Here is a 20,304-nt window from a genome sequence, read left to right on the forward strand (position 1 = left end):
CGGCGTGACGTGGTGTTGCCCCTCCCGTGACACCACGTCACGCCAGACCTGCTAGACAAACCCCATGGCTACCACTGCACTCGGGGGCAACCCCGTCAACACCGTCGGCGAGCTCCCCGCGGTCGGCTCCGCCGCTCCCGCGTTCGAGCTGGTCGGCTCCGACTTCGCCACCGTCACGCTGCCCGAGGGCTCGCGTGCGGTGCTCAACATCTTCCCCAGCGTCGACACCGGCGTGTGCGCGGAGAGCGTGCGCAAGTTCAACGCGCTGGCCGCCGGCCTGGAGAACACCGTCGTCATCAACGTCTCGGCTGACCTGCCGTTCGCGCAGGCCCGGTTCTGCGGCGCCGAGGGCATCGAGGACGTCACCTCCGCCTCGGCGTTCCGCTCCTCGTTCGGCACCGACTACGGCGTGAAGATGGTCGACGGCAAGTTCGAGGGCCTGCTGGCCCGCTCGGTGGTCGTCGTCGACGCCGACGGCAAGGTCGTCTACACCGAGCTGGTGCCCGAGATCGCCACCGAGCCGGACTACGACGCGGCGGTCGCCGCGCTCGGCTGACCCCGCGTCACACCGACCCACGAGCCCCGGGGACCCCACGGTCCCCGGGGCTCAGTCGTCGGTGGCGGGGTCCCAGAACGCCCGCGGCATGTCCAAGGCACCGCTGGCGCGCAGCGGCGTGCCCTCCGCGCGGTAGTGGGCCCGGGCGCGTTCGCCGTGGCTGGGCGGCAGCGAGCCGTCGGCACGCACGACCCGCCACCACGGCACCGGTGCGCCGTGCCGGGCCAGCGCGGTGCCGACGCGACGCGGGCCACCGCCGAGCACGGCCGCCAGGGCGCCGTACGTCGTCACCCGGCCGGGCGGGACCTGCTCGACCAGGTCGAGCAGGCTCTCGACGTACGTCTCGTCCACGGGCGCCATTCAACACGCGGCCCCGGCGTCCGGCCGCGTCCGGCCGCACACGCGCCGAGAGCCCCGTCCGGTGCGGACGGGGCTCTCAGTTGCTCCCTCGTGCGGTAGACGCATGTCGAGTCGCAGGGCGCAGGCGGGGCGTGCCAGCCGGCGCTAGGAGTTCAACGAACCGGCGGCGGGCTGGTTACGACAGCTCGGCGCCCGTCGGCGCTGCCGGCCCGGCTCAGTAGCTGGGCTGGCTGGGGTCGATCTGGTTGACCCAGGCCACCACGCCGCCACCCACGTGGACCGCGTCGTCGTACCCGGCGCCCTTGACGACGGCCAGGCACTCCGCAGAGCGCACGCCCGACTTGCAGTGCAGCACGACCTGCTTCCCGGAGTCGACGCTGGGCAGCTGGGACAGCGCGTTGCCGTTGAGGAACTCGCCCTTGGGGATCAGCACCGCGCCCGGGATGTGGTTGATCTCGGCCTCGGCGGGCTCGCGGACGTCGACGAGCACGAAGTCGCGGCTGCCCTCCTCGCGCTCCTTGAGCATCGCGTCGAGCTGGGTGACGCTGATCGTGGCGTCGGCGGCGGCGTCGGCGGCCTCCTCAGAGATCGCGCCGCAGAACGACTCGTAGTCGATCAGGTCGGTGACCGTCGGGTTCTCGCCGCACAGCGCGCAGTTGGGGTCCTTGCGGACCTTCAGCTTGCGCCACTCCAGCTCGAGTGCGTCGTAGATGACGAGCTTGCCGATGGCCGGCTCGCCGGCGCCGATGAGCACCTTGATGGCCTCGTTGACCTGGATGGAGCCGATCTGGGCGCACAGCACACCCAGCACGCCACCCTCGGCGCAGGAGGGGACCATGCCCGGCGGCGGCGGCTCCGGGTAGAGGCAGCGGTAGCAGGGGGCGTCGTCGGCCATCGTCGGCGCGAACACCGAGGCCTGGCCGTCGAAGCGGTAGATGGAGCCCCACACGTACGGGATCCCCAGGAAGTACGCCGCGTCGTTGACCATGTAGCGGGTGGCGAAGTTGTCGGTGCCGTCGACGATCAGGTCGTAGCCGGAGAAGATCTCGCGCACGTTGTCGTTGTCGAGACGCTCGTTGTGCACGATCACGTTCACCAGCGGGTTGATCTCGGCGATCGACTCCTGCGCGGAGACCGCCTTCGGCCGGCCCACGTCGGACTGGCCGTGGATCACCTGACGCTGCAGGTTGGACTCGTCGACCTCGTCGAACTCGACGATGCCGAGCGTGCCGACACCGGCGGCGGCGAGGTAGAGCAGCGCCGGGCTGCCCAGGCCACCCGCGCCGATGACGAGGACCTTGGCGTTCTTCAGCCGCTTCTGCCCGTCCATCGCCACGTCGGGGATGATCAGGTGGCGGCTGTAGCGGCGGACCTCGTCGATGGTCAGCTCGGCAGCCGGCTCGACCAGCGCGGGAAAGCTCACGTCGTAACTCCTCGTTGTCGTCTGCCCCGGGGCTCACACCGCGGGGTCACCGGGTCCAACGCCACCGACGGGCGAACTGTTCCCGGTATCTCCATGGTCCCCGTGCCCCTCACGCCCTCCGCGCCGCGTCCCGTCATCCGGACCGGGCTGTGCCGGGACCCGGGCCTACCAGCGAGTAGTGTTCGGGACGTGGCAAGTCAGCAGCTCAACTCGGACGAGAACCCCGCACGCGGCGTACGCCTGCCGCGGCGCGAGCGACGGGCACAGCTGCTCTCCGCGGCGCTGGAGGTCTTCGTCGCGCAGGGCTACCACGCCGCCGCCATGGACGACATCGCCGAGCGCGCAGGCGTCTCCAAGCCCGTGCTCTACCAGCACTTCCCCGGCAAGCTCGAGCTCTACCTGGCCATCCTGGACGCCGCCTGCGACTCGATCATCGCCAGCTGCCGCGCCGCCCTGGAGTCCACCCACGACAACAAGCGGCGCGTGGCCGCGGCGATCGACGCCTTCTACGCCTACGTGGCGCACGACACGGGCGCCTTCCGCCTGGTCTTCGAGTCCGACCTGACCAGCGAGCAGGCGGTGCGCGACCACGTCGACCGGGTCACCGCCGAGTGCGCCGACATGATCGCCGCGGTGATCCGCGACGACGCCGGCCTGCCCGCCCCGGCCGCGCGGCTGCTCGCCGTCTCCTTGGTCGGCATGGGCCAGGTCAGCGCGCGGTTCTGGCTGGCCGACACCGACAACGGCGCCTCCGGCCTGACCCGGGAGGAGGCTGCGGCACTGGTCTCCGGGCTGGCCTGGCGCGGCATCCGCGGCTACCCGCTGAGCGACGAGCACGCCGACGGCTGAGCCCGGGCCCCGGCCGTCGGGCCGGCTCGGGCCGACCGTCGGGCCACTCGTCAGGGGGCGTGACTAGGCTGACCACGGCGGCCGGGTCCCCTCGGCCGCGCTGAGACGCCGAGGCAGACACGAGGAGAACCACCATGACCGTCGAGGTCAAGATCGGTGTGCAGAACACCGCCCGGGAGCTCGTCATCGAGACCGACGAGTCCAACGAGTCCGTCGCGGGCCTGGTCCGCGAAGCGCTCGGCCAGGACGACGGTGTGCTGACCCTGACCGACACCAAGGGCAAGGTCACCGTGGTCCCGATCGCCAACCTCGCCTACGTCGAGATCGGCCGCAGCGTCGCCGGGCAGGTCGGCTTCCGCAGCTGAGGCCCCTCGCGGGTCGCACCCGGCGCCGGCGTCGCACGCAGGTGCGTCGTCGGCGCGGGTGCCTACACTGAGCCCGTGAGCCGAACGCGGACCTACGAGTACGCGCGCCTGTGGGTGCCGCTGTACGACGCTGCCGCGCAGGCCGTCACCCGGCCGGTCTACCTGATCGAGGCCGCGGACGGCTTCGAGGGCGTCGCCGCGGAGAAGAACACCACCCTGATGGGGCTGTTCAGCGAGCTGGGCGGCGAGGGCTGGCGGATCGAGCCGACCGCGATGCGGGTGGACACCCCGGACCCGGCCATCCAGCTGCTCATCGATGCCACCCTCGACGAGGCCGACCACGCCACCGCGCCCGAGCAGCTGGCCAGCGCGGTCGGCTCCGGCGGTGACCCGGCCGGGACCGTGGCGCAGTTCGACGTCTACAACATGCGGCGGCGCGGCCGCGCCTGACACCGCTGCCTGGGACGGTCCGCTCCGGAACGCCCAGCACGCACGCTCAGTGCGCGAAGAGGTCGCCGAGCTCGGCGACCCGGTCCAGCACCTGCGCCGGGGTGAACTGCTCCAGGGCGAGCGGGTCGTGGGCCCCCGCCTCGACCTCCTCCCACGTCAGCGGCGTGGCGACCTGGGGCCGTGGCGTGGCACGCAGCGAGTACGGCGCCACGGTCGTCTTCGACCCGGCGTTCTGCGACCAGTCGAGGAACACCTTGCCGCGGCGGCGCGCCTTGGTCATCGTGGCGGTGACCAGGTCGCCGTGCTCGGCCTGCAGGCCCTCGGCGACCTCCTTGGCCAGCGCCGTGGTCTCCTCGGGGTCGCGGGGCTCGGGCAGCCGGGCGTAGAGGTGCAGCCCCTTGCTGCCGCTGGTCACCGGCAGCGCCTCCAGTCCGTGCTCGGCGAGGGTCTCGCGCACCCACAGCGCGACCTGGCAGCACTCGTGCAGCCCTGCGGGCTCGCCGGGGTCCAGGTCGATCACGACGCGGTCGGCACCTTGCGGGGCGCCGGCGTCGTCGACCGTCCACTGGTGCACGTGCAGCTCGAGCGCGGCCAGGTTCACCGCCCAGACCAAGGTGGGCAGCGTGTCGACGACGGGGAACACGATGGTGTCGCCGTTGCGGCTCGGGCCGCGGCTGCCGGTGGTGGGCACCTCGGCGGTGCGCACCCACCCCGGGGCTCCGGCCGGAACGTTCTTCTCGAAGAAGCTGGACTCCCCCACCCCGTGCGGCCACCTGATCCGCGTCACCGGCCGAGAGCCCAGGTGCGGCAGCAGCACCGGCGCGATCCGGGCGTAGTAGTCCAGCACCTCCCCCTTCGTGGTGCCGGTGGCGGGGAACAGCACCTTCTCCAGGTTCGTCAGCCGCAGGGTGCGGCCCTCGACGTCGACGTGCACCTCGGTGCCCGGCTGCTGCGGGCGTGCCATCAGTCCGCTCCCCCGTCCGCGGCGGCAGCGTCCGGCGCGAGGTCGTCGGGGGAAAGGTCGGAGCGCACCCCCTGGAAGGAGGGCTGGCGCAGCCGCTCGTAGCCGCTGCCGTGGGTGTCCACGTCGACCACGACCACCGGCTCCACCCACGTGCAGCCGGTGGCGTCGATGCGCGGCACCTCGTCGGCGAACGGGCTGGCGCCACGGTGCAGCGGGGCGAGCAGCTCGGTGAGCAGGCGGGTCTGCTTCGCCCCGATGCCGCTGCCCACCCGGCCGCGGTAGCGCAGGCCCTCGCCGGTGACCTCGCCGACCAGCAACGCCGCCAGCCGGTCGCTGGTACCGGTCTGCGGGCGCCAGCCACCGACCACGTACGAGCCGCGGTGCCGGTGCGCGAACTTCAACCAGTGCGGGCTGCGCACGCCCGGGCGGTACGGCGAGTCGCGGCGCTTGGAGACGATGCCCTCCAGACCCTGGGCGCGAGTGGCGTCGAAGAGCATCGGGCCGTCGTCGTACTCGACGGGGACCTGCCAGCCGGACCCGGCCAGGTCGAGGTCGGCGAGGCGACGCCGGCGCTCGGTCAGCGGCAGGTCGCACAGGTCCGTGCCCGCGAGCCGGAGCACGTCGAAGACCATGAACGTGGCGGGCACGCGCCGGGCCAGGCGGGCCACGGTCGCGGCCTTGCGCACGTGCATCCGGTCCATCAGCACCCGGAAGTCCGGCACGCCGCGCTCGTTGAGTGCGATGATCTCGCCGTCCACGACGGTGTCGGAGCCCACCGGCGGCGGCGTGGTCAGCTCGGGCCACGCCGGCGTGATGGAGTTGCCGTTGCGGCTGCGCAGCGCCACCTCGCCGGCGGTGATCGTGGCCAGGGCGCGCACCCCGTCCCACTTCACCTCGTGGCACCACTCCTCGCCGGGCGGGACGTGCGTGCCCGGCGTGGCCAGCATCGGCAGCAGGTCGCTCACCCCGACATCATGCCCGGCCGCTGCGCACCGGGCCGGCATCCGGCCCCGCACCGTGATCTCGACCCTCGATCCGCACTGGCGCCCCCACGTAGGGTGAGTCACATGCGTGCGATCTGGAAGGGCGCGGTCTCCTTCGGCCTCGTCAGCGTGCCCGTCAAGCTCTACAGCGCCACCGAGAGCCACGACGTCTCGTTCCGCCAGGTCCACGCCAAGGACGGCGGCCGGATCAAGTACCAGCGCATCTGCTCGATCGACGGCGAGGAGGTGCCCTACTCCGACATCGCCAAGGGCTACGAGACCGAGGACGGCGAGATGGTCGTCCTCGACGACGAGGACCTCGCGAACCTGCCGACCACCTCCTCGCGCGAGATCGCGGTGGAGAAGTTCGTCCCGGCCGACCAGATCGACCCGATGCTGTTCGAGAAGTCCTACTACCTCGAGCCGGAGGGCAGCGCCGCGAAGCCGTACGCGCTGCTGCGCCAGGCGCTGCTGGACGCCAACCGGATGGCGGTCGTCACCGTCGCACTGCGCCAGCGCACCACCACCGCCGTGCTGAGGGTTCGCCCGACCGAGAACGGCGACGTGATCGTGCTGCAGACGATGATGTGGCCCGACGAGATCCGCGTCCCCGACTTCACCGTGGAGTCCGGCGAGGTCAAGGACGCCGAGGTCAAGATGGCGAAGATGCTCATCGAGACCCTCGCCGGGGACTTCGACCCCAGCGAGTTCGAGGACGACTACGCCGAGGCCGTCGAGGCGATGGTGAAGACCAAGATCGAGGGCGGCGAGGTCAAGCGCACCGAGACCTCGACGAAGTCCGGCGGCGAGGTCGTCGACCTGCTCGCAGCACTGCAGCGCTCGGTGGAGGCGGCGAAGACCTCGCGCGGCGAGTCCACCCCCGACGAGAACGACGGCTCCGGCTCGAAGGGCAGCGGGTCGAAGGGCAGCGGCTCGACGGCGAAGAAGAGCGCCGCCAAGAAGACCGCGACGAAGAAGTCGGCCGCCAAGAAGGACTCCTCGGGCGGGTCGGGCAAGAGCACGACCAAGAAGGCCGCCGCCAAGAAGAGCACGACGGCGAAGAAGAGCGCCGCGAAGAAGACCGCGGCCCGCAAGGCCAGCTGAGCCCGACCCGGCCCGATCCGGCGCGGTCGGAGCGGCGTACGCCGGAGGTCACGACTCGGCGTACGGAAGCTCACGAGTCGGGGGACGGAAACTCACGACTCGGCGGGCGGGGATCAGCTGGTGGCGTCCTCGGCGCTGCGGATCAGGGGCTTGACCGCGTCGATCGAGCGGATCCGGCCGCTGGTGACCGGTGTGTCGGCGTCGGAGAAGAGCGCGGTCGGGATCCCGATCAGCTGTCCGTCGTTGTTGATCGCCATGCCGCCGGAGTTGCCCGGCGCGATCCGGGCGTCGGTGTCGAGCTCCGAGCGCGGTCCCAGCTCCGGGTCGTTGAGCACGGTGGAGATGACTCCGGTGGTCACCGTGATCGAGTCGCCGGAGCCGGCCACCGCCGGGAAGCCGAGCACCGTGACGTCGTCGCCGGCCCGCAGGTCGTCGGAGTTGCCGATCGGCACGGTGGGCAGGTCGAGCGTCCCGTCGAGGTCGCTGCCGTCGGCGTTGGCGTAGATCTGCAGCACCGCCGCGTCCAGCTCGCCGTCGGCATCGACGACCCGGGCCCGGTAGGCGGCCGGCGCGTTGGTGTCCGTCATGCCGTCGGTCAGCGAGACGAGCAGGAAGTCGGGGTTCGCGATCTGGTCGCCGCCGTACTGCTCCGAGAGGCCGGCGGCCTCGGGCTGGGCGACGTGCGCGTTGGTCAGGATCAGACCATCGGCGCGGATGATCGATCCGGAGCCGTGGTAGGTGCCGGTGCGGGACGGGTCGCCGAGCAGGTGGGTCTCGGCGGTGATCTTCACGGTCGCCGCCTTTGCGGCTTCGAGCTCCGCGGGGGTCAGGTACGCCGGGGTGCTGGGGTCGCCGTCGGCGCTCGCGGAGCCCTCCGGTGGGGCGGTGCGCAAGGAGCCATCGTCGCGGGCGATGAACCAGGCACCCGCCAGCACGCCGATCGCCAGCACCAGGGCGGCGGCCACCGCGCCCCAGACCACCAGCTGCCGGCGCAGCCGGCGGCGCGCGATCCGGCGCTCCTCCTCCACCGCGGACAGGATCGGCACCAGGCTCAGCTCCGGCCCGGCGACGGGGTGCCCCAGGCGCAGGTCGAGCCGCTCGTCGAAGCGGCGCTGCACCACCCGGCGGCCGTCCGCGAAGGTGCCCTCGTTGGACAGGTTCACGTACACCCAGCCGTCGGGCACCGCGTCGATGCGCCCGTGCATCCGCGAGCAGGAGGGGTCGGTGAGCACCACGGTGGCGTCGCTGCGCCGGCCCACGGTGATCTGCGCGGGGTGACGGAACCGGTGCTCGCGGCCCTCCGCCACGATCAGCAGGTCCGGCCCGCTGCGCGGCGCTACGACGCCGGGCTGGCCCGGCGCACCCGGCTGCGGCCGGGCCACGGCCAACACCTGGGTGGCGTCATCGCCGGGCAGCACCACACTGCTGCCGGGCGGGAGCGCGGGACGCGCGCCGGGCTGGCTGGGCTCGCCCGACCGGGGCTGCTCACCGTGGGCGGGAGTGCTGGGGACCGGGGTGCCGTGGGCGGGGGTGCCTGGCGCCTGTGGCGCGAACCGGGCACCTGCCGGGGCCGGTTGGCCACCGGGCGCAGCCGTGGGCGGACCTGACGGCGGGGCCGCGGGCGGATTCGCCGGCATCGACGGCGGCGGAGTCGACGGCGGCGCGTACGGGCTCCACCGTCCGGGCGCCGGCGGCGGTACGGGCGCCGGTGCGGCCACCGGCGGTGCCCCGGACTCCTCGGCGCGCGGCTGGTACTGCTCGGCCGGGACGAGGGTGAGCGTGCTGCCGGCTGCGGGCGGGCCGCAGCGCACCACGGTCCGCCCGCTCACCCGGTGCTCGCTGATCCGGTGGTCGTCGACGAACGTGCCGAACTGGCTGCCGGCGTCGACCAGCACCCACCCGTCGTCGGTGGCGCGCAGCTCGGCGTGCCGGCGTGAGACGGAGCCGGCGGTCAGCACCACGTCGGCCTCGATGGCCCGGCCGATCCGGAACACGGGCTTGCCCTCGAGGCGGAGCACACGACCCTCGACCTCGACCACCAGCGCGGACGTCATCATGCCCCCCACCTAGGTCACCTCTCCGGCGGGACGGTGCACCACGACGGTGGAGCTGCGGATCTGGATCCGGGCGCCGTCGACCAGCTCGATGGTCCGATCCGGCTGCAGCAGGAAGCTCTGCCCGCCCGGGTAGGTCACCGGCCAGGAGAAGTCGGAGGCGTTGTGCAGCCCCCAGCGCTCGAGCGACTGCGGGTGCTGGCGCACCCGGGCCAGCACGGTCGGGTGGTCCACCCCGGAGGTCAGGTGGTCGGTGCGGATCGTGGTCTGCGGCCCGACCGCCACGGTGCGCCGGCCCACCTGCAGCAGGTAGGGCGGCCGGATCTCCGTGCCGTCCTGCCAGCACGCCACGCTGTCCTCGCCCCGGCTCCAGAAGTTCGTCGTACCGCACGACGGGCAGGCCAGCATGCCGTCGCGCAGCCGGTCCATGGCCTTGATCCACTGGCCCTCGGTGACCCGGGCGCCGGGGTTGTCCAGGCCGTCCACGAACGCCTGCACGAACAGGTCACGCAGCGCAGGCGGATAGATCCGCCAGTACTGCTGCACGATCTGCGCGGGCCGGTTCTCGGCACGATCCGGGTGCATGCAGAACAGCGGGTCGGTGCCGAAGTGGGTCATCAGCCAGTGCGCGTCGCGCATCCCGGCGTCCGTGCGGGCGCCCTCCAACGGGTGGCCGAGGAACAGCGCGTAGAAGAGCAGCACCGCCAGCGAGTGCCGGTCGGTGTCGGTGTTGGGCAAGGTGCGGTAGGTGGTGTCGCGCACCACCTCCGGCGCCATGAAGTACGGCGTCCCGAGCACCCGCCCGGTGCCGTTGTCGATGCCGACGTTGTCGTTGTCGCAGATCAGCACGTCACCGTTGGCGGGGTCGAAGAAGACGTTGCCGAAGGAGATGTCGCGGTAGCACAGCCCGCGCGCGTGCAGCCGCAGGAAGCTGTAGCTCAGCTGCCGGCACAGCTCGATGATCGAGGAGAACGACACGTCGAGCGGCTTGCCGTCCCGGTCGGCGTTGAGCAGCAGGTAGCTGAGCTCCAGGAAGCGCGGGTGCCGCAGCGCCATCACGTAGCCGAAGCTGGGCTCGGTGCCCACGCGGGCCATGCTGAGCGGCCACAGGAACCGCTGGTGCGGGGAGCCGATCTCGACCAGCTGCTGCATCTCGTCGTACTGCTGGGCGGTGGCGCTCTCCGGCTTGTACCACTTCAGCGCGAGCGGCTCCCCCGTCTCGCGCCGGACCTCGAAGACGTAGCCCTGGCCGCCCTGACCCAGGAGCGAGGCCACGCGGGCACGCCCCAGCGGTCCCAGATCGACCTCGACGCCCTCTGCCAGCACCATCGCCCGTGCCCGACCTCCGTGATTCGTCCTGCTCGACCTGCGTGACAATGTATAGCCTGGGCGAATCGGGGCCGTCCCAAACCAGTCCTGACGGCATCACCCTCCCCGGCCGGGCAGCGGCCGGAGTCGACCAGCAGAGGAGAGCGGCGATGAGCGACCGGCTGGGAGGCGCGCTGGCACGCAAGCCGCTGCACTTCATCTTCGTGCTCGACGTGTCGGGCTCGATGCTGCGCGGCGGCCGCATCCAGGCGCTGAACAACGCGATCACCGAGGTGCTCCCGCACCTGCGCGACGAGGCCCGCGCCAACCCGCACGCCGAGCTGCTCGTGCGGGTGCTGGCCTTCGCCAACGAGGCGAAGTGGGTCATCGAGGACCCGACCCCGGTGGACAGGGTGCACTGGCAGCGGCTGGAGGCGGTGCCGCGCGGCTTCACGGAGCTCGGCAGCGCGCTGCAGACCCTGGCCGGCGCCCTCGACGACCTCGACGAGTCGCACAGCGCCTTCCCGCCGGCGATCATCCTGGTCTCCGACGGTCGGCCCACGCAGAGCACCGGCGTCAGCTTCGCCGAGGGCCTGCAGACGCTGCTCAACAACAAGTGGGGTGCCACCGCCGTCCGGCTGGCCCTCGGCGTGGGCCGCGACGCGGACATGCACTCGCTGCGCAGGTTCATCGGCGACGAGGACGTGCCGCTGCTGCGCGCCGACAACCCCGAGCAGCTCGTGGAGTACATCGTGTGGGCCTCCAAGGCGGCCTCCAAGGTGGCCTCGCGCCCGGTCGTCGGTCCCGGCAGCGGGATGGGTGCCCCGCCCCCGAACGCGATCGGTGACCCGATCTGGAGCACCCTCGGATGACGCACCGCTGGACGACGCTGTCCGGCACGACGATCGGCTCGGTGCACGTCCGCGACCGCCTCCCCCTCCAGGACGCCGTGCTGACCTGGAGCGACCCGCACACCGGGCACGCCGTGGTCGCGGTCGCCGACGGCCACGGACATCGGCTGCACTTCCGCAGCGACACCGGTGCCGCGCTCGCCGTCGTCACCGCCGTCGAGGAGCTGCGCCGGACCGCGGGGTCGCTGGCCGACCTGCGCGGTGACGACGCGAGTGCCGCGCTCGAGCTGGCCCGCACGGCCGGCGCCGCGGTGGTGGCCGGCTGGCAGGAGAAGGTCCGGCACCACCTGGCAGCCAACCCGTACTCGGCGGCCGAGGAGGAGCTCGGCGCCGGCGCCGACCCGCTGCGCGCCTACGGCACCACGGTGCTCGCGGCCGTGGCGGCGGGCGACGTCGTCGTGTTCGTGCAGATCGGGGACGGCGACACGGTCGTCGTCAACGGCGAGGGGGTGGCCTCCCGGCCGCTGCCCGAGGACCCCGACCTCGACGGCCTGCACACCAGCTCGCTGTGCCAGCCGCGCCCGCTGGACTCCCTGCGGGTGGCCGCGCTGCCGGTGAGCAGCGAGGACGTGGCGCTGCTGTTCCTGTGCACCGACGGCTTCAGCCGCTCCCGCGTCGACGCCGCCGGCTGGTGGCGCCAGACCGGCGAGCAGCTGCTGGACTTCGCGCGCCGGCGCGGCCTGATGTGGGTGCGCGACCAGCTGCCCGAGTGGCTCGCCGAGCCCGCGCTCGTGGGCGGCGACGACACCACGATGGCGCTGCTGGTGCGCGCCGACGTCGCCGGGATCAGTCGTCCCGACCTCGCCGAGACCGTGGAGGTGCCTGTCACCGCCGAGCGGCCCGCGGACCGCAGCGTGCCGCCTCCCGCCTGAGGCGGGGTCTCACTCGTCGCTGGGCCACCACTTCTCCAGCGCGGCCAGGTTCCCGTCGAAGCTCCACGCGACGCCGTAGCAGTAGCAGTCGGCCTTGTCCCAGTCCCAGTACACGGTCGCCGTCCTGCCGTCGGCGTCACGGTAGGCGTAGTAGGCGCCCTCGGGGTCGCCGTCGCCGAGCTGCCAGGTCCCGCCCCCGCCCTGCTTGCCGCCGTTCTTCCCGGCCTCCTTGTGCTTCGAGCGGTAGTACCGACGGTTGCCCTTCATCCCCTTCGCGGAGGTGTAGCGACCGACGTTGACCACGAGCGAGTTGCCCGGCACCTTGCACCGGCTCTCCTCGGTCTCGTCGACGAAGAACGTGCGCTGACGGGTGCACTCGGAGATGTCCATGTTGAGGTTGATGAACTCACGCAGCGTGGGGTGGGCGGGGCTCGTCGGCGACTGCACCCGCGGCTGCGTCTGCTTGTACGACGCGACGACCGAGTCGATCTTGGCGGTCGCGTCCCCGGTGATCGTCACCGACTGCAGGGCCGGCCTGCTGTCCCAGTAGACCAGCGCCGGGTCGGAGGTGCCGGCCCGCTCGGGGTCGAACTCGTACAGGGCGGTGGTGCCGTTGTCGGCCGTCATCGTGCCGGCCCGGTAGTCCAGGCGGGCGGACCGGGCCGCGCTGAGCGCGTCCTCGTCGGCGTAGGTGACCAGGCGCAGCACCCCGGCCGGTACGGCGCACTGCACGACCTCGCCCTGGCCGGGGCCGGGATCCTGTGCCTCACAGTCGCTGGCGCCGGTCGAGATCGAGGTGGCCAGGGCGCGGTACCGCTCGTCGATCGCGGCCGCGGAGACGTCGACCGGCCTCTCGGGGCTCGGGTCCGGACCGGGGGCCGGGTCGTCGCCACCGCCGGCGAGCACGGCCGCGGTGACGCCGCCGACCACGACCACGACGCCTGCCACGGCCGCCGCCACCCAGAGCACCGGCCCGCGGCGCCGTCGGCCACCACCGGCGGCCGGCGGCCACGACGATGAGCCCGAGGACGGTGACGACGACGGTGCGGCGGGCGGCCACGACGACGGACCCGAGGACGGTGACGAGGACGGTGACGAGGACGGTGCGGCAGGCGGCCACGACGACGGTGACGAGGACGGTGACGAGGAGGGTGCGGCAGGCGGCCACGACGACGGGGGTGCGGAGGTGGGCGGAGCCGAGGCGGGCGGGGCGGAGGGCGACGGCCACTGCGCCGCCGGCGGCGAGGAGTACGGCGCGCCGGGCGGCGGCAGGTCGGTGGTGCGCCGCTGGGAGCGGTACCGCGCGATCACGGGCGCGGGCACCTTGCCCACCGCGTAGCCCAGCACCGCGGCGGCCCAGCTGCACGAGCCCTGGTCCCCACCGCGGTCGCGGGCCAGGCGCAGCCCGGCCTCCTCGACGGCCCGGGTCGGGTCGGCGCCGCCGTCGATCATCGTCGCCAGCGGCGTGAGCACGTCGAACCGGACCGCGTCGACGAGCAGGTTGATGTCGCCGGTGCTGGCCTGGTCCTCGGCCAGCACGTCGTCGAGGACGCCGCGGAAGCCCGCGTCGTCGGCCAGGATCTCGCGGCCGTGATCGCGGACCAGCTCCGCGAGGGCGTCGTGCAGCTCCATCAGCGCGGCCTCAGACCTTCGCGCCGAGCTCGGCGGAGACGGCGGAGATCCGGTCGGCGACCTCGGCCGCGGTCCGCGGGCGGGCGGTGACGTCGGCGGCCAGGCACGCCTCGACCAGGCTGCGCGCCGCCGGGGCGAGCGTGTCGGCCAACCGTGGCTGGGAGGCCAGGATGGAGCGGACCAGCAGCAGCGGCTCGGTGTCCTTGAGCTCGCCGTACACGCCCAGCCCGGTGAGGGCGAAGTGCAGCGAGGCGCCCAGCGACCAGATGTCGCTGGCCCGCGAGGCCTGCGCGCCGAGCATGATCGCCGGGTCGGTGAACTCCAGCCCGATCTGGCCCAGGCCGGTGGTGACCATGCCGGGCGAGAGCAGCTGGGAGAGGCCGAGGTCGGCCAGCCGGCCACCGTCGGGGGCGAGCAGGATGTTGGCGGGCTTCACGTCGCGGTGCACGATGCCGCGCTCGTGCAGGGCGTGCGCGGCGCGGGCGGCGTCGCGGACCGCGGCGACCCGCTCGGCGACACCGAGCTCGACGTTCGGCTTCTCGAGCGAGCCCAGCGGGCAGTGCTCCATCGCGTAGTAGAAGGCCCCACCGTGCCGGCCGGCGTCGTACACCGCGACCAGTCGGTCGGAGTCCGCGAGGCTGAAGTGCTTGAGCTCGCGGGTGGCGCGCCGGAAGGCGTCGTCGGAGGTCGGGCCGGCGATCACCTTGACGACGACCTCGGCGGCACCGATGCCGAGCCGGGCCGGCGTGCGAGCCAGGTAGTTGGTGCCGTAGTTGGACTCCCCCAGCGCCCGCACGAACTCGTAGTCGGCGATTCCCTGCACAGCGTCCTCCGTCGTGGTCCTCGGCCCTGGCCCGTGGTGGGCCCAAGCATGACATGCCCAGACCGCCGCTCACCTGTCGAAACGCCCCGTCCCGCCCTCGCCGCACAGGGTGGCGAGGTGCGAGGATCGCGAGGCGAGCGTCACCCGCTCCCCGCGCGGGTGGGCGTGCCGCACATCCGGGCGAGTCGGCAGGAGGCCACGGTGACCGAGCCCTCGGCAGCGTCGGTGGTGCCCAGCACCGACCGGGCCGGCTACCTGCCCGCCCGGCCGCTCACCGGCGACCTGACCGAGGAGCTGCTGGCCACCGACATCTGGACCGACGAGCTCGTCGCCCGGGCGGGGATCCCCATCGTCGACGTGCCGTTCGTGACGGTCGGCTCCGGCATCGGCAGCTTCGTCACCGTCGACTACCTGCGGATCGCCGGGGTGCCGACCTCGCAGATCCGGGTCCTGGGCACCCTGGACCACCCGTGGCAGACGTACGAGTACCTCACCCGCGTCTCCCAGGTGCCGCGGCCCGAGCGGCTGCGCTCGGACTCGGCGTCGCGTCCCGACAACATCTGGGGCTTCCCGTCGTACGGCGTCAGCGAGTTCCTGCGCACCGGCAACGTCAAGCTGCTGTGGAACCTGTTCAGCGAGCCGATCTTCTCCGACTACTACACCCCGCGGGCCGGGCAGGCCTTCGAGGCGATGGAGCGCGAGGCCCGGCGCATCGGCTACCACGAGATGCTCATCAAGGGCCTGGTGCGCGTCGTGCGGCGCCGCTACGGCGGCGGCTACTTCACGATCCTCACCCCACCGGCCGGCGCCTCGGCGACGAAGCGGGTGGCGTTCCGCTCGCAGTTCGTCCACGTCGCGGTCGGCTACCCCGGGCTGAAGTTCCTCCCCGAGCTGCAGCGCTACCGCACCGAGCACAACGACTACCGCCACATCGTCAACGCCTACGAGGCGCACGAGCACGTCTACGAGCGGCTGCTGCAGCGCCCCGGGACCGTGTTGGTGCGCGGCGGCGGGATCGTCGCGTCCCGGATCCTGCAGCGACTGATGGACGACCGGCTGCTGCACGGCGCGCAGACCAGCATCGTGCACCTGTTCCGGACCTACATCAACGGACCCAACGACGGCTACGGCAACGAGCACGACCCGCGCCCGGGGGGCGGCGCGCCCCGGCTGACGATGCGTCGCCGCGGCGGCGACGGCTGGGCCTACCAGGGGTTCAACTACCCGAAGTCGGTGTGGGGCGGCCAGCTCAAGGCGCAGGTGCGCAAGCTGGAGGGCGAGCAGCGCGCGGAGCTCTACAAGCGGATGGGCGGCACCAACACGCCGTGGCGCAGGCTCTGGCAGCGGCAGATGGACCAGGGCCGCCGCGAGGGCTGGTACGCCTGCGTGGTCGGCACGGTCGAGGACATGCAGCCGAGCGGGGAGGGCATCCTCAACCTGGTCCGCACGGTGTGCGGCACCGTGCCGATCCAGGCCGACTTCGTCATCGACTGCACCGGCCTGGAGGCCGACATCGCCGAGCACCGGCTGCTCGACGACCTGCTCCGGCACGGCGGCGCGCGCCGCAACCCGGTCGGCCGGCTCGACGTGGACCGCAACTTCGAGCTGATCGGCACCGCCTCGGGCGCTGGCGCGATGTACGCCTCCGGCGCCACCACCCTCGGCGGCTACTTCCCCGGGGTGGACACCTTCCTGGGCCTGCAGGTCGCGGCCCAGGAGATCCAGGGCGACCTCGCCAGGCGCGGGTTCGGCAAGAGGATCGACCCCGTGCGCTCCACCGTGCAGTGGTGGAAGTGGCTGGCAGGGAGCGCGCCGTGAGCGGCCCGAACGGCGAAGGGGCCCGCTGATGCTGCCCACCCTCAACGGACGCCTGCAGACCCGGGTCTTCATGCTCGTGGTGCTCGGCGGCCTGATCACGCTGGTGCTGACCCCGCTGCTGCCCGGCCGCCCCGGCTACGGCACCACCTTCGCGATCCTCGCCACGGTGCTGGTGGCCGGCATCGGATGGGAGCTGGTCTACCACGGCATCCAGCAGTTCCGGTGGGAGAAGGACTGGCCCACCATGTTCGGCCTGCTCACCGCCGTCAACGAGGGTGCGCTGGTCTGGCTGCTCGTCGACGTCGGTGCCGTGCCGGGCATCGAGGCGAACAGCGTCGGTTTCGGCGCCTTCCTCATCGACTTCGTCGTGATCTGGCTGGTGATCTGGGTCTGGACCAACGGCCCCATGCGGGTCCCGTTCATCCGGTGGCGCTTCTTCGGCGGGAGGATCGTGTGATGGAGCAGCCCGTCGCGGCGCAGGTCGCCGGCTCGGCACAGGACTGGTCCGCGGCGAGCGTGGTGCCCGGACCCGGCGCCGGCACCCTGGCCCGGAGCGGGCCGGTGGTGCTGCTGGTCGGATCCCAGGACGCCGACGTCGTACGCCCCTACCTGGAGCAGGCCGCGATGGTCGCCGCCAACGGCGGCCACGGCCGCCAGCTGGTCCGCGGCTACGCGCTGATGCTGTCCACCTCGCTCGAGGACTCCCCCGGCTTCGCCGCGCTCGCGCCACACGCCACGGGGCTGGCGGTGTTCGTCGACGGCAACGTGAGCGTCACCGTCGACGGCGAGACCGTCACCGGCGCGGACTCCCTGGCCTGGGTGGAGCGGCTCATCCCGTGGCCGGTGCACTCCGTCGTCGTCACCCTCCTCGGCACCGACGCGCCCGGGGAGGCGAGCCCGTACCGCCTCGACGGCGGCGTCGTGCCCGCCGGCTCGTTCCGCATCGGGACAGGCGCCCGGCCGCCCGCTGAGCCACCCGCGGCGTCACCCGTGGGGCCACCCGCGGGTGCACCGGTGGGGCCACCTGTCGCGGCGCCTGCGCCACCGCGCCCGGGCCGGCCGGTGCCGCCGGTGCCGCGCGACGAGCGCGTCGGCTTCCAGTCGGTGCTGCTCAGCGACCTCGACGACGACCTCGACGACTTCGAGCCGCTACCGATCGTGGAGGACGACGCACAGGTCGTGGCCCAGGCCCCGCAGGCACGGGTGCGGGGCGTGTACTGCAAGAACCGGCACTTCAACGACCCGCGAGTGCTCTTCTGCGGGATCTGCGGCATCAACATGGTCCAGCAGACCCCCGTGCTCGTCGACGGCGTCCGGCCGCCGCTGGGGGTGGTGGTGCTCGACGACGGGGCGGTGTTCGGGCTCGACCACCCCTACCTGCTGGGCCGCGACCCGGACGTCGACCCGCGGGTCGCCTCGGGTGAGTTCCGGCCGCTGCCGATCATCGACCAGTCCCAGCAGGTCTCCCGCGTGCACGCCCGGCTGGAGCTGCGCGGCTGGGACGTGGTGCTGGTGGACAACCGCTCCACGAACGGCACGTTCGTGCACGTGCCGCGCACCCCCGACTGGGCTCGGCTGCCGCCGGGCGGCGAGCACGTCCTGGGGCAGGGCACCCGGGTGCGGATCGGGCACCGCACGCTGGCGTTCAACACCCACGCCGGTCGCAGCGGGCCCTGACCTCGTCCCCGGCTCAGTCATCGACTCAGTGATCGACTCAGTGATCGGCTCAGTGATCGGCTCAGTGATCGGCTCAGTCACCCGCTCAGCGGGCGGGCACCTCGGCGGCGCCCAGCGGCACGGTGGCGAAGTCGATCGGTGCAGCGTCCAGCTCGGCCCGCACCCGCAACGCCGTACCTGCGCGGCGCAGGCCCGCGACCTCGACCGGTGCGGGCGCCAGGGCCCCGGCGCGCTCCACCGAGCCGAGGACACCGTCCGCGAGCCGCACGCCCCGGGCCGCCAGCGCGGCGCCGGCAGTGCTCATCCGACGGCCCTCACCGTGCAGCTCGAGCACCGCGCCACGTGCGGTCGCGAGCCGCGCGCCGAGCAGGAGCGCCGCCTCGCCGTCGGCGTCGCTGCTGGCGTGCACCACGACGGCAGCGCCGGGCTCGGGTGACGGCGTGCCGGGGGCGACGAGCACCACCGGCGCCTCGGTGGCCGCGCCCACCGCGACCAGCGCCGGGTCGTCGGACCAGGCGAGAAGTCCCTGCGGCGCCAGCACGCCGACCAGCTCCACGAGGTCCTGGGCGACGTCGGCGCTGGGGTGGGCGATGACCCGCACCGGCACACCGAGCTCCTCGCCGCGGCGCACGAGCACCTGCTGGCGCTCCATGGCGGCGGCCATCTCGGTCAGGTCCAGCGACAGGCCGCTGCCGACCTCCAGCGGTCGTCCCTGCGGCGTCAGCTCCGCGACGACGATCTCGGCCGGCCGGGCGCCGCCCAGCGCCGCGACGGCGAGATCGAGCAGCACCCGGTCGTCCCGCTCGTCCCCACCGTCCCCACCGTCCCCACCGTCTCGGCCGTCTCCGCCACCCCGACCGCGGCCGGTGAGCACGAGCACCCGGTCCACGGCCTGCTCCCCGAGCGCGGCCCGCTCCGCCTCGGCGATGTCACGGGCGACGCGGCGGCGCGGGTAGGCCAGGTTCAGCAGCGGGCCGGTCATCACCGTGGTGACCAGCGCCATGATCACCATCATGGTGAACAGCTCGTCGCTGAGCAGGCCGAGCTCGCGGCCGACCGAGAGGATCACGAGCTCGGTCAGGCCGCGGGTGTTCATCAAGATCCCCAGCGCATTGGCCTGCCAGTGCGGCACCCCGGCCGAGCGGGCTCCGAGGTAGGCGCCGACGTACTTGCCGGCGATGGCGACGGCCAGGATCGCCGCCAGCTGCAGCAGGTTCTCCGCGCTCAACCCGCGCACGTCGACCGCCAGCCCGGCGACCAGGAAGAACACCGGCAGCAGCAGGAGCACCGAGAGCTGCTCGAGGCGGACCAGGATCTCGTGCCGCAGCGCCGCGGCCTCGGCGTGCGGCATGATCGCGCCGAACAGGAAGGCGCCGAAGATGAAGTGCACGCCGAGGTACTCGGTGGCGGCGGAGAACAGCAGGATGCCGACCAGCACGATCGACAGGATCGTCGGCGTCAGCTCCCCGGCCCGGCGGTACATCGTGGTCAGACGGGTCAGCACGGGGCGGACCACGAGGATCGCGAACAGCGCGAACGGCAGGGCCAGGTAGATCACCCACGACGGGCCGTGGCCGTGGCCCTCGCCGCCGGCGATGCCGATCACCACGGCCAGCATCGTCCAGGCCAGGACGTCGTCGGTGGCGGCGCACGCCAGCGCCAGCCCACCGGTCTCGGTGCGGTTCATCCGCCGGTCGGCGAGGATCCGCGCCAGCACCGGGAACGCCGTGATCGACATCGCCGCACCCAGGAACAGCGCGTACGGCAGCAGGTCGGCCCCGTCCGCGCGCAGGTCGCGCAGCAGCAGCGCCAGGCCGAGACCCATCGTGAACGGCAGCGCGATCGAGAGCACCGACACCGACGCGGCGACCCGGCCGCGGCCCCGGACCAGCGACACGTCGAGCTCGAGGCCCACCACGAACATGAACAGCACCAGCCCCATGTCGGCCAGCAGCTTCAGGAACGGCAGGGTGTCGGCCGGGAACAGGAAGTCGCTGACTCCCTCGCCGAGCAGGCTGGGGCCGAGCAGGACGCCGGCGAAGATCTCGCCGACCACCGGCGGGATGCCGATCCGGCCCGCGGCGAGACCGGCGAGGCGGGCCACCACGATGATGAGGGCGAGCTGGCCCAGGATCACGGTGATGTCGAGCATGGC

General features: G+C 72.9%; 19 protein-coding genes. 10 read left to right on the top strand and 9 right to left on the bottom strand.

What is annotated here, in order from left to right:
* The first annotated feature begins 64 nt into the window (after nt 1-64).
* Nucleotides 65-556, top strand: coding sequence for a thiol peroxidase (tpx, locus tag KG111_RS12370; RefSeq protein ID WP_205292844.1), 492 nt, complete (start codon nt 65-67; stop codon nt 554-556).
* A gap of 51 nt (nt 557-607) precedes the next feature.
* Here tpx and KG111_RS12375 read toward each other — a convergent pair whose 3' ends face one another.
* Nucleotides 608-907: an MGMT family protein gene (locus KG111_RS12375; RefSeq protein ID WP_249666115.1), complete on the bottom strand. Its 300-nt coding sequence runs from the start codon at nt 905-907 to the stop codon at nt 608-610.
* A gap of 223 nt (nt 908-1,130) precedes the next feature.
* On the bottom strand, nt 1,131-2,339 hold the full coding sequence (gene moeZ, locus KG111_RS12380) for an adenylyltransferase/sulfurtransferase MoeZ (RefSeq protein ID WP_205292842.1): 1,209 nt from the start codon (nt 2,337-2,339) through the stop codon (nt 1,131-1,133).
* Nucleotides 2,340-2,528: 189 nt separating this feature from the next.
* Between moeZ and KG111_RS12385 the strand changes: the two genes are divergently transcribed.
* The 3 genes from KG111_RS12385 (at nt 2,529) to KG111_RS12395 (ending at nt 4,003) form a co-directional block, all read left to right on the top strand.
* Nucleotides 2,529-3,188, top strand: a complete 660-nt coding sequence (locus KG111_RS12385) for a TetR/AcrR family transcriptional regulator (RefSeq protein ID WP_249666116.1) — start codon at nt 2,529-2,531, stop codon at nt 3,186-3,188.
* Nucleotides 3,189-3,322: 134 nt separating this feature from the next.
* Nucleotides 3,323-3,553: a DUF3107 domain-containing protein gene (locus tag KG111_RS12390; RefSeq protein ID WP_205292840.1), complete on the top strand. Its 231-nt coding sequence runs from the start codon at nt 3,323-3,325 to the stop codon at nt 3,551-3,553.
* A 75-nt stretch (nt 3,554-3,628) separates the two neighbouring features.
* Nucleotides 3,629-4,003, top strand: a complete 375-nt coding sequence (locus KG111_RS12395) for a hypothetical protein (RefSeq protein ID WP_205292839.1) — start codon at nt 3,629-3,631, stop codon at nt 4,001-4,003.
* A gap of 46 nt (nt 4,004-4,049) precedes the next feature.
* On the opposite strand, the gene ligD (KG111_RS12400) is transcribed toward KG111_RS12395, so the two are convergent.
* Complete coding sequence (gene ligD / locus KG111_RS12400; RefSeq protein WP_205292838.1) at nt 4,050-4,967, bottom strand: non-homologous end-joining DNA ligase; 918 nt, start codon at nt 4,965-4,967, stop codon at nt 4,050-4,052.
* The gene (ligD, locus tag KG111_RS12405; protein ID WP_249666117.1) at nt 4,967-5,932 is read right to left on the bottom strand and encodes a non-homologous end-joining DNA ligase; all 966 of its coding nucleotides are present in this window, start codon (nt 5,930-5,932) and stop codon (nt 4,967-4,969) included. The genes ligD (KG111_RS12400) and ligD (KG111_RS12405) overlap by 1 nt, the downstream gene beginning before the upstream one ends.
* A gap of 102 nt (nt 5,933-6,034) precedes the next feature.
* On the opposite strand from ligD (KG111_RS12405), the gene ku reads away from it, so the two are divergent.
* The gene (gene ku / locus KG111_RS12410) at nt 6,035-7,054 is read left to right on the top strand and encodes a non-homologous end joining protein Ku (protein ID WP_205292836.1); all 1,020 of its coding nucleotides are present in this window, start codon (nt 6,035-6,037) and stop codon (nt 7,052-7,054) included.
* Between the two features lie 113 nt (nt 7,055-7,167).
* Here ku and KG111_RS12415 read toward each other — a convergent pair whose 3' ends face one another.
* Both KG111_RS12415 and KG111_RS12420 read right to left on the bottom strand, forming a co-directional pair.
* Nucleotides 7,168-9,111 (bottom strand): FHA domain-containing protein, encoded by a 1,944-nt coding sequence (locus KG111_RS12415; RefSeq protein WP_205292835.1) that lies wholly within the window; start codon nt 9,109-9,111, stop codon nt 7,168-7,170.
* 9 nt (nt 9,112-9,120) lie between these two features.
* Nucleotides 9,121-10,437: a protein kinase domain-containing protein gene (locus KG111_RS12420; RefSeq protein WP_205292834.1), complete on the bottom strand. Its 1,317-nt coding sequence runs from the start codon at nt 10,435-10,437 to the stop codon at nt 9,121-9,123.
* Nucleotides 10,438-10,586: 149 nt separating this feature from the next.
* Between KG111_RS12420 and KG111_RS12425 the strand changes: the two genes are divergently transcribed.
* Together KG111_RS12425 and KG111_RS12430 are read left to right on the top strand one after the other, a co-directional pair.
* A complete protein-coding gene (locus KG111_RS12425) occupies nt 10,587-11,288 on the top strand; it encodes a vWA domain-containing protein (RefSeq protein ID WP_205292833.1) in 702 nt (233 codons plus the stop codon).
* Nucleotides 11,285-12,199, top strand: coding sequence for a protein phosphatase 2C domain-containing protein (locus KG111_RS12430; RefSeq protein WP_205292832.1), 915 nt, complete (start codon nt 11,285-11,287; stop codon nt 12,197-12,199). Before KG111_RS12425 ends, KG111_RS12430 begins: the two co-directional genes overlap by 4 nt.
* A 9-nt stretch (nt 12,200-12,208) precedes the next feature.
* Here KG111_RS12430 and KG111_RS12435 read toward each other — a convergent pair whose 3' ends face one another.
* Complete coding sequence (locus KG111_RS12435) at nt 12,209-13,831, bottom strand: hypothetical protein (RefSeq protein WP_205292831.1); 1,623 nt, start codon at nt 13,829-13,831, stop codon at nt 12,209-12,211.
* A gap of 10 nt (nt 13,832-13,841) precedes the next feature.
* Nucleotides 13,842-14,654 (bottom strand): serine/threonine-protein kinase, encoded by an 813-nt coding sequence (locus tag KG111_RS12440; RefSeq protein ID WP_205292830.1) that lies wholly within the window; start codon nt 14,652-14,654, stop codon nt 13,842-13,844.
* A 201-nt stretch (nt 14,655-14,855) separates the two neighbouring features.
* Between KG111_RS12440 and KG111_RS12445 the strand changes: the two genes are divergently transcribed.
* Genes KG111_RS12445 through KG111_RS12455 form a run of 3 tightly spaced genes read left to right on the top strand, consistent with a single transcriptional unit; the run spans nt 14,856 to nt 18,149 of the window.
* The gene (locus tag KG111_RS12445) at nt 14,856-16,472 is read left to right on the top strand and encodes an FAD/NAD(P)-binding protein (protein ID WP_205292829.1); all 1,617 of its coding nucleotides are present in this window, start codon (nt 14,856-14,858) and stop codon (nt 16,470-16,472) included.
* A 28-nt stretch (nt 16,473-16,500) separates the two neighbouring features.
* Nucleotides 16,501-16,929 (top strand): hypothetical protein, encoded by a 429-nt coding sequence (locus tag KG111_RS12450; protein ID WP_205292828.1) that lies wholly within the window; start codon nt 16,501-16,503, stop codon nt 16,927-16,929.
* Nucleotides 16,929-18,149 carry an FHA domain-containing protein gene (locus KG111_RS12455; RefSeq protein ID WP_205292827.1) on the top strand — a complete coding sequence of 407 codons (1,221 nt, stop codon included), beginning with the start codon at nt 16,929-16,931 and terminating at the stop codon, nt 18,147-18,149. Before KG111_RS12450 ends, KG111_RS12455 begins: the two co-directional genes overlap by 1 nt.
* Before the next feature lie 85 nt (nt 18,150-18,234).
* On the opposite strand, the gene KG111_RS12460 is transcribed toward KG111_RS12455, so the two are convergent.
* Entirely contained in the window at nt 18,235-20,301 is a 2,067-nt protein-coding gene (locus KG111_RS12460) for a cation:proton antiporter (RefSeq protein ID WP_205292826.1), read from the bottom strand.
* Nucleotides 20,302-20,304 lie beyond the last annotated feature (3 nt).

This window comes from Nocardioides faecalis, from assembly GCF_018388425.1.
GTDB classification, from domain to species: domain Bacteria; phylum Actinomycetota; class Actinomycetes; order Propionibacteriales; family Nocardioidaceae; genus Nocardioides; species Nocardioides faecalis.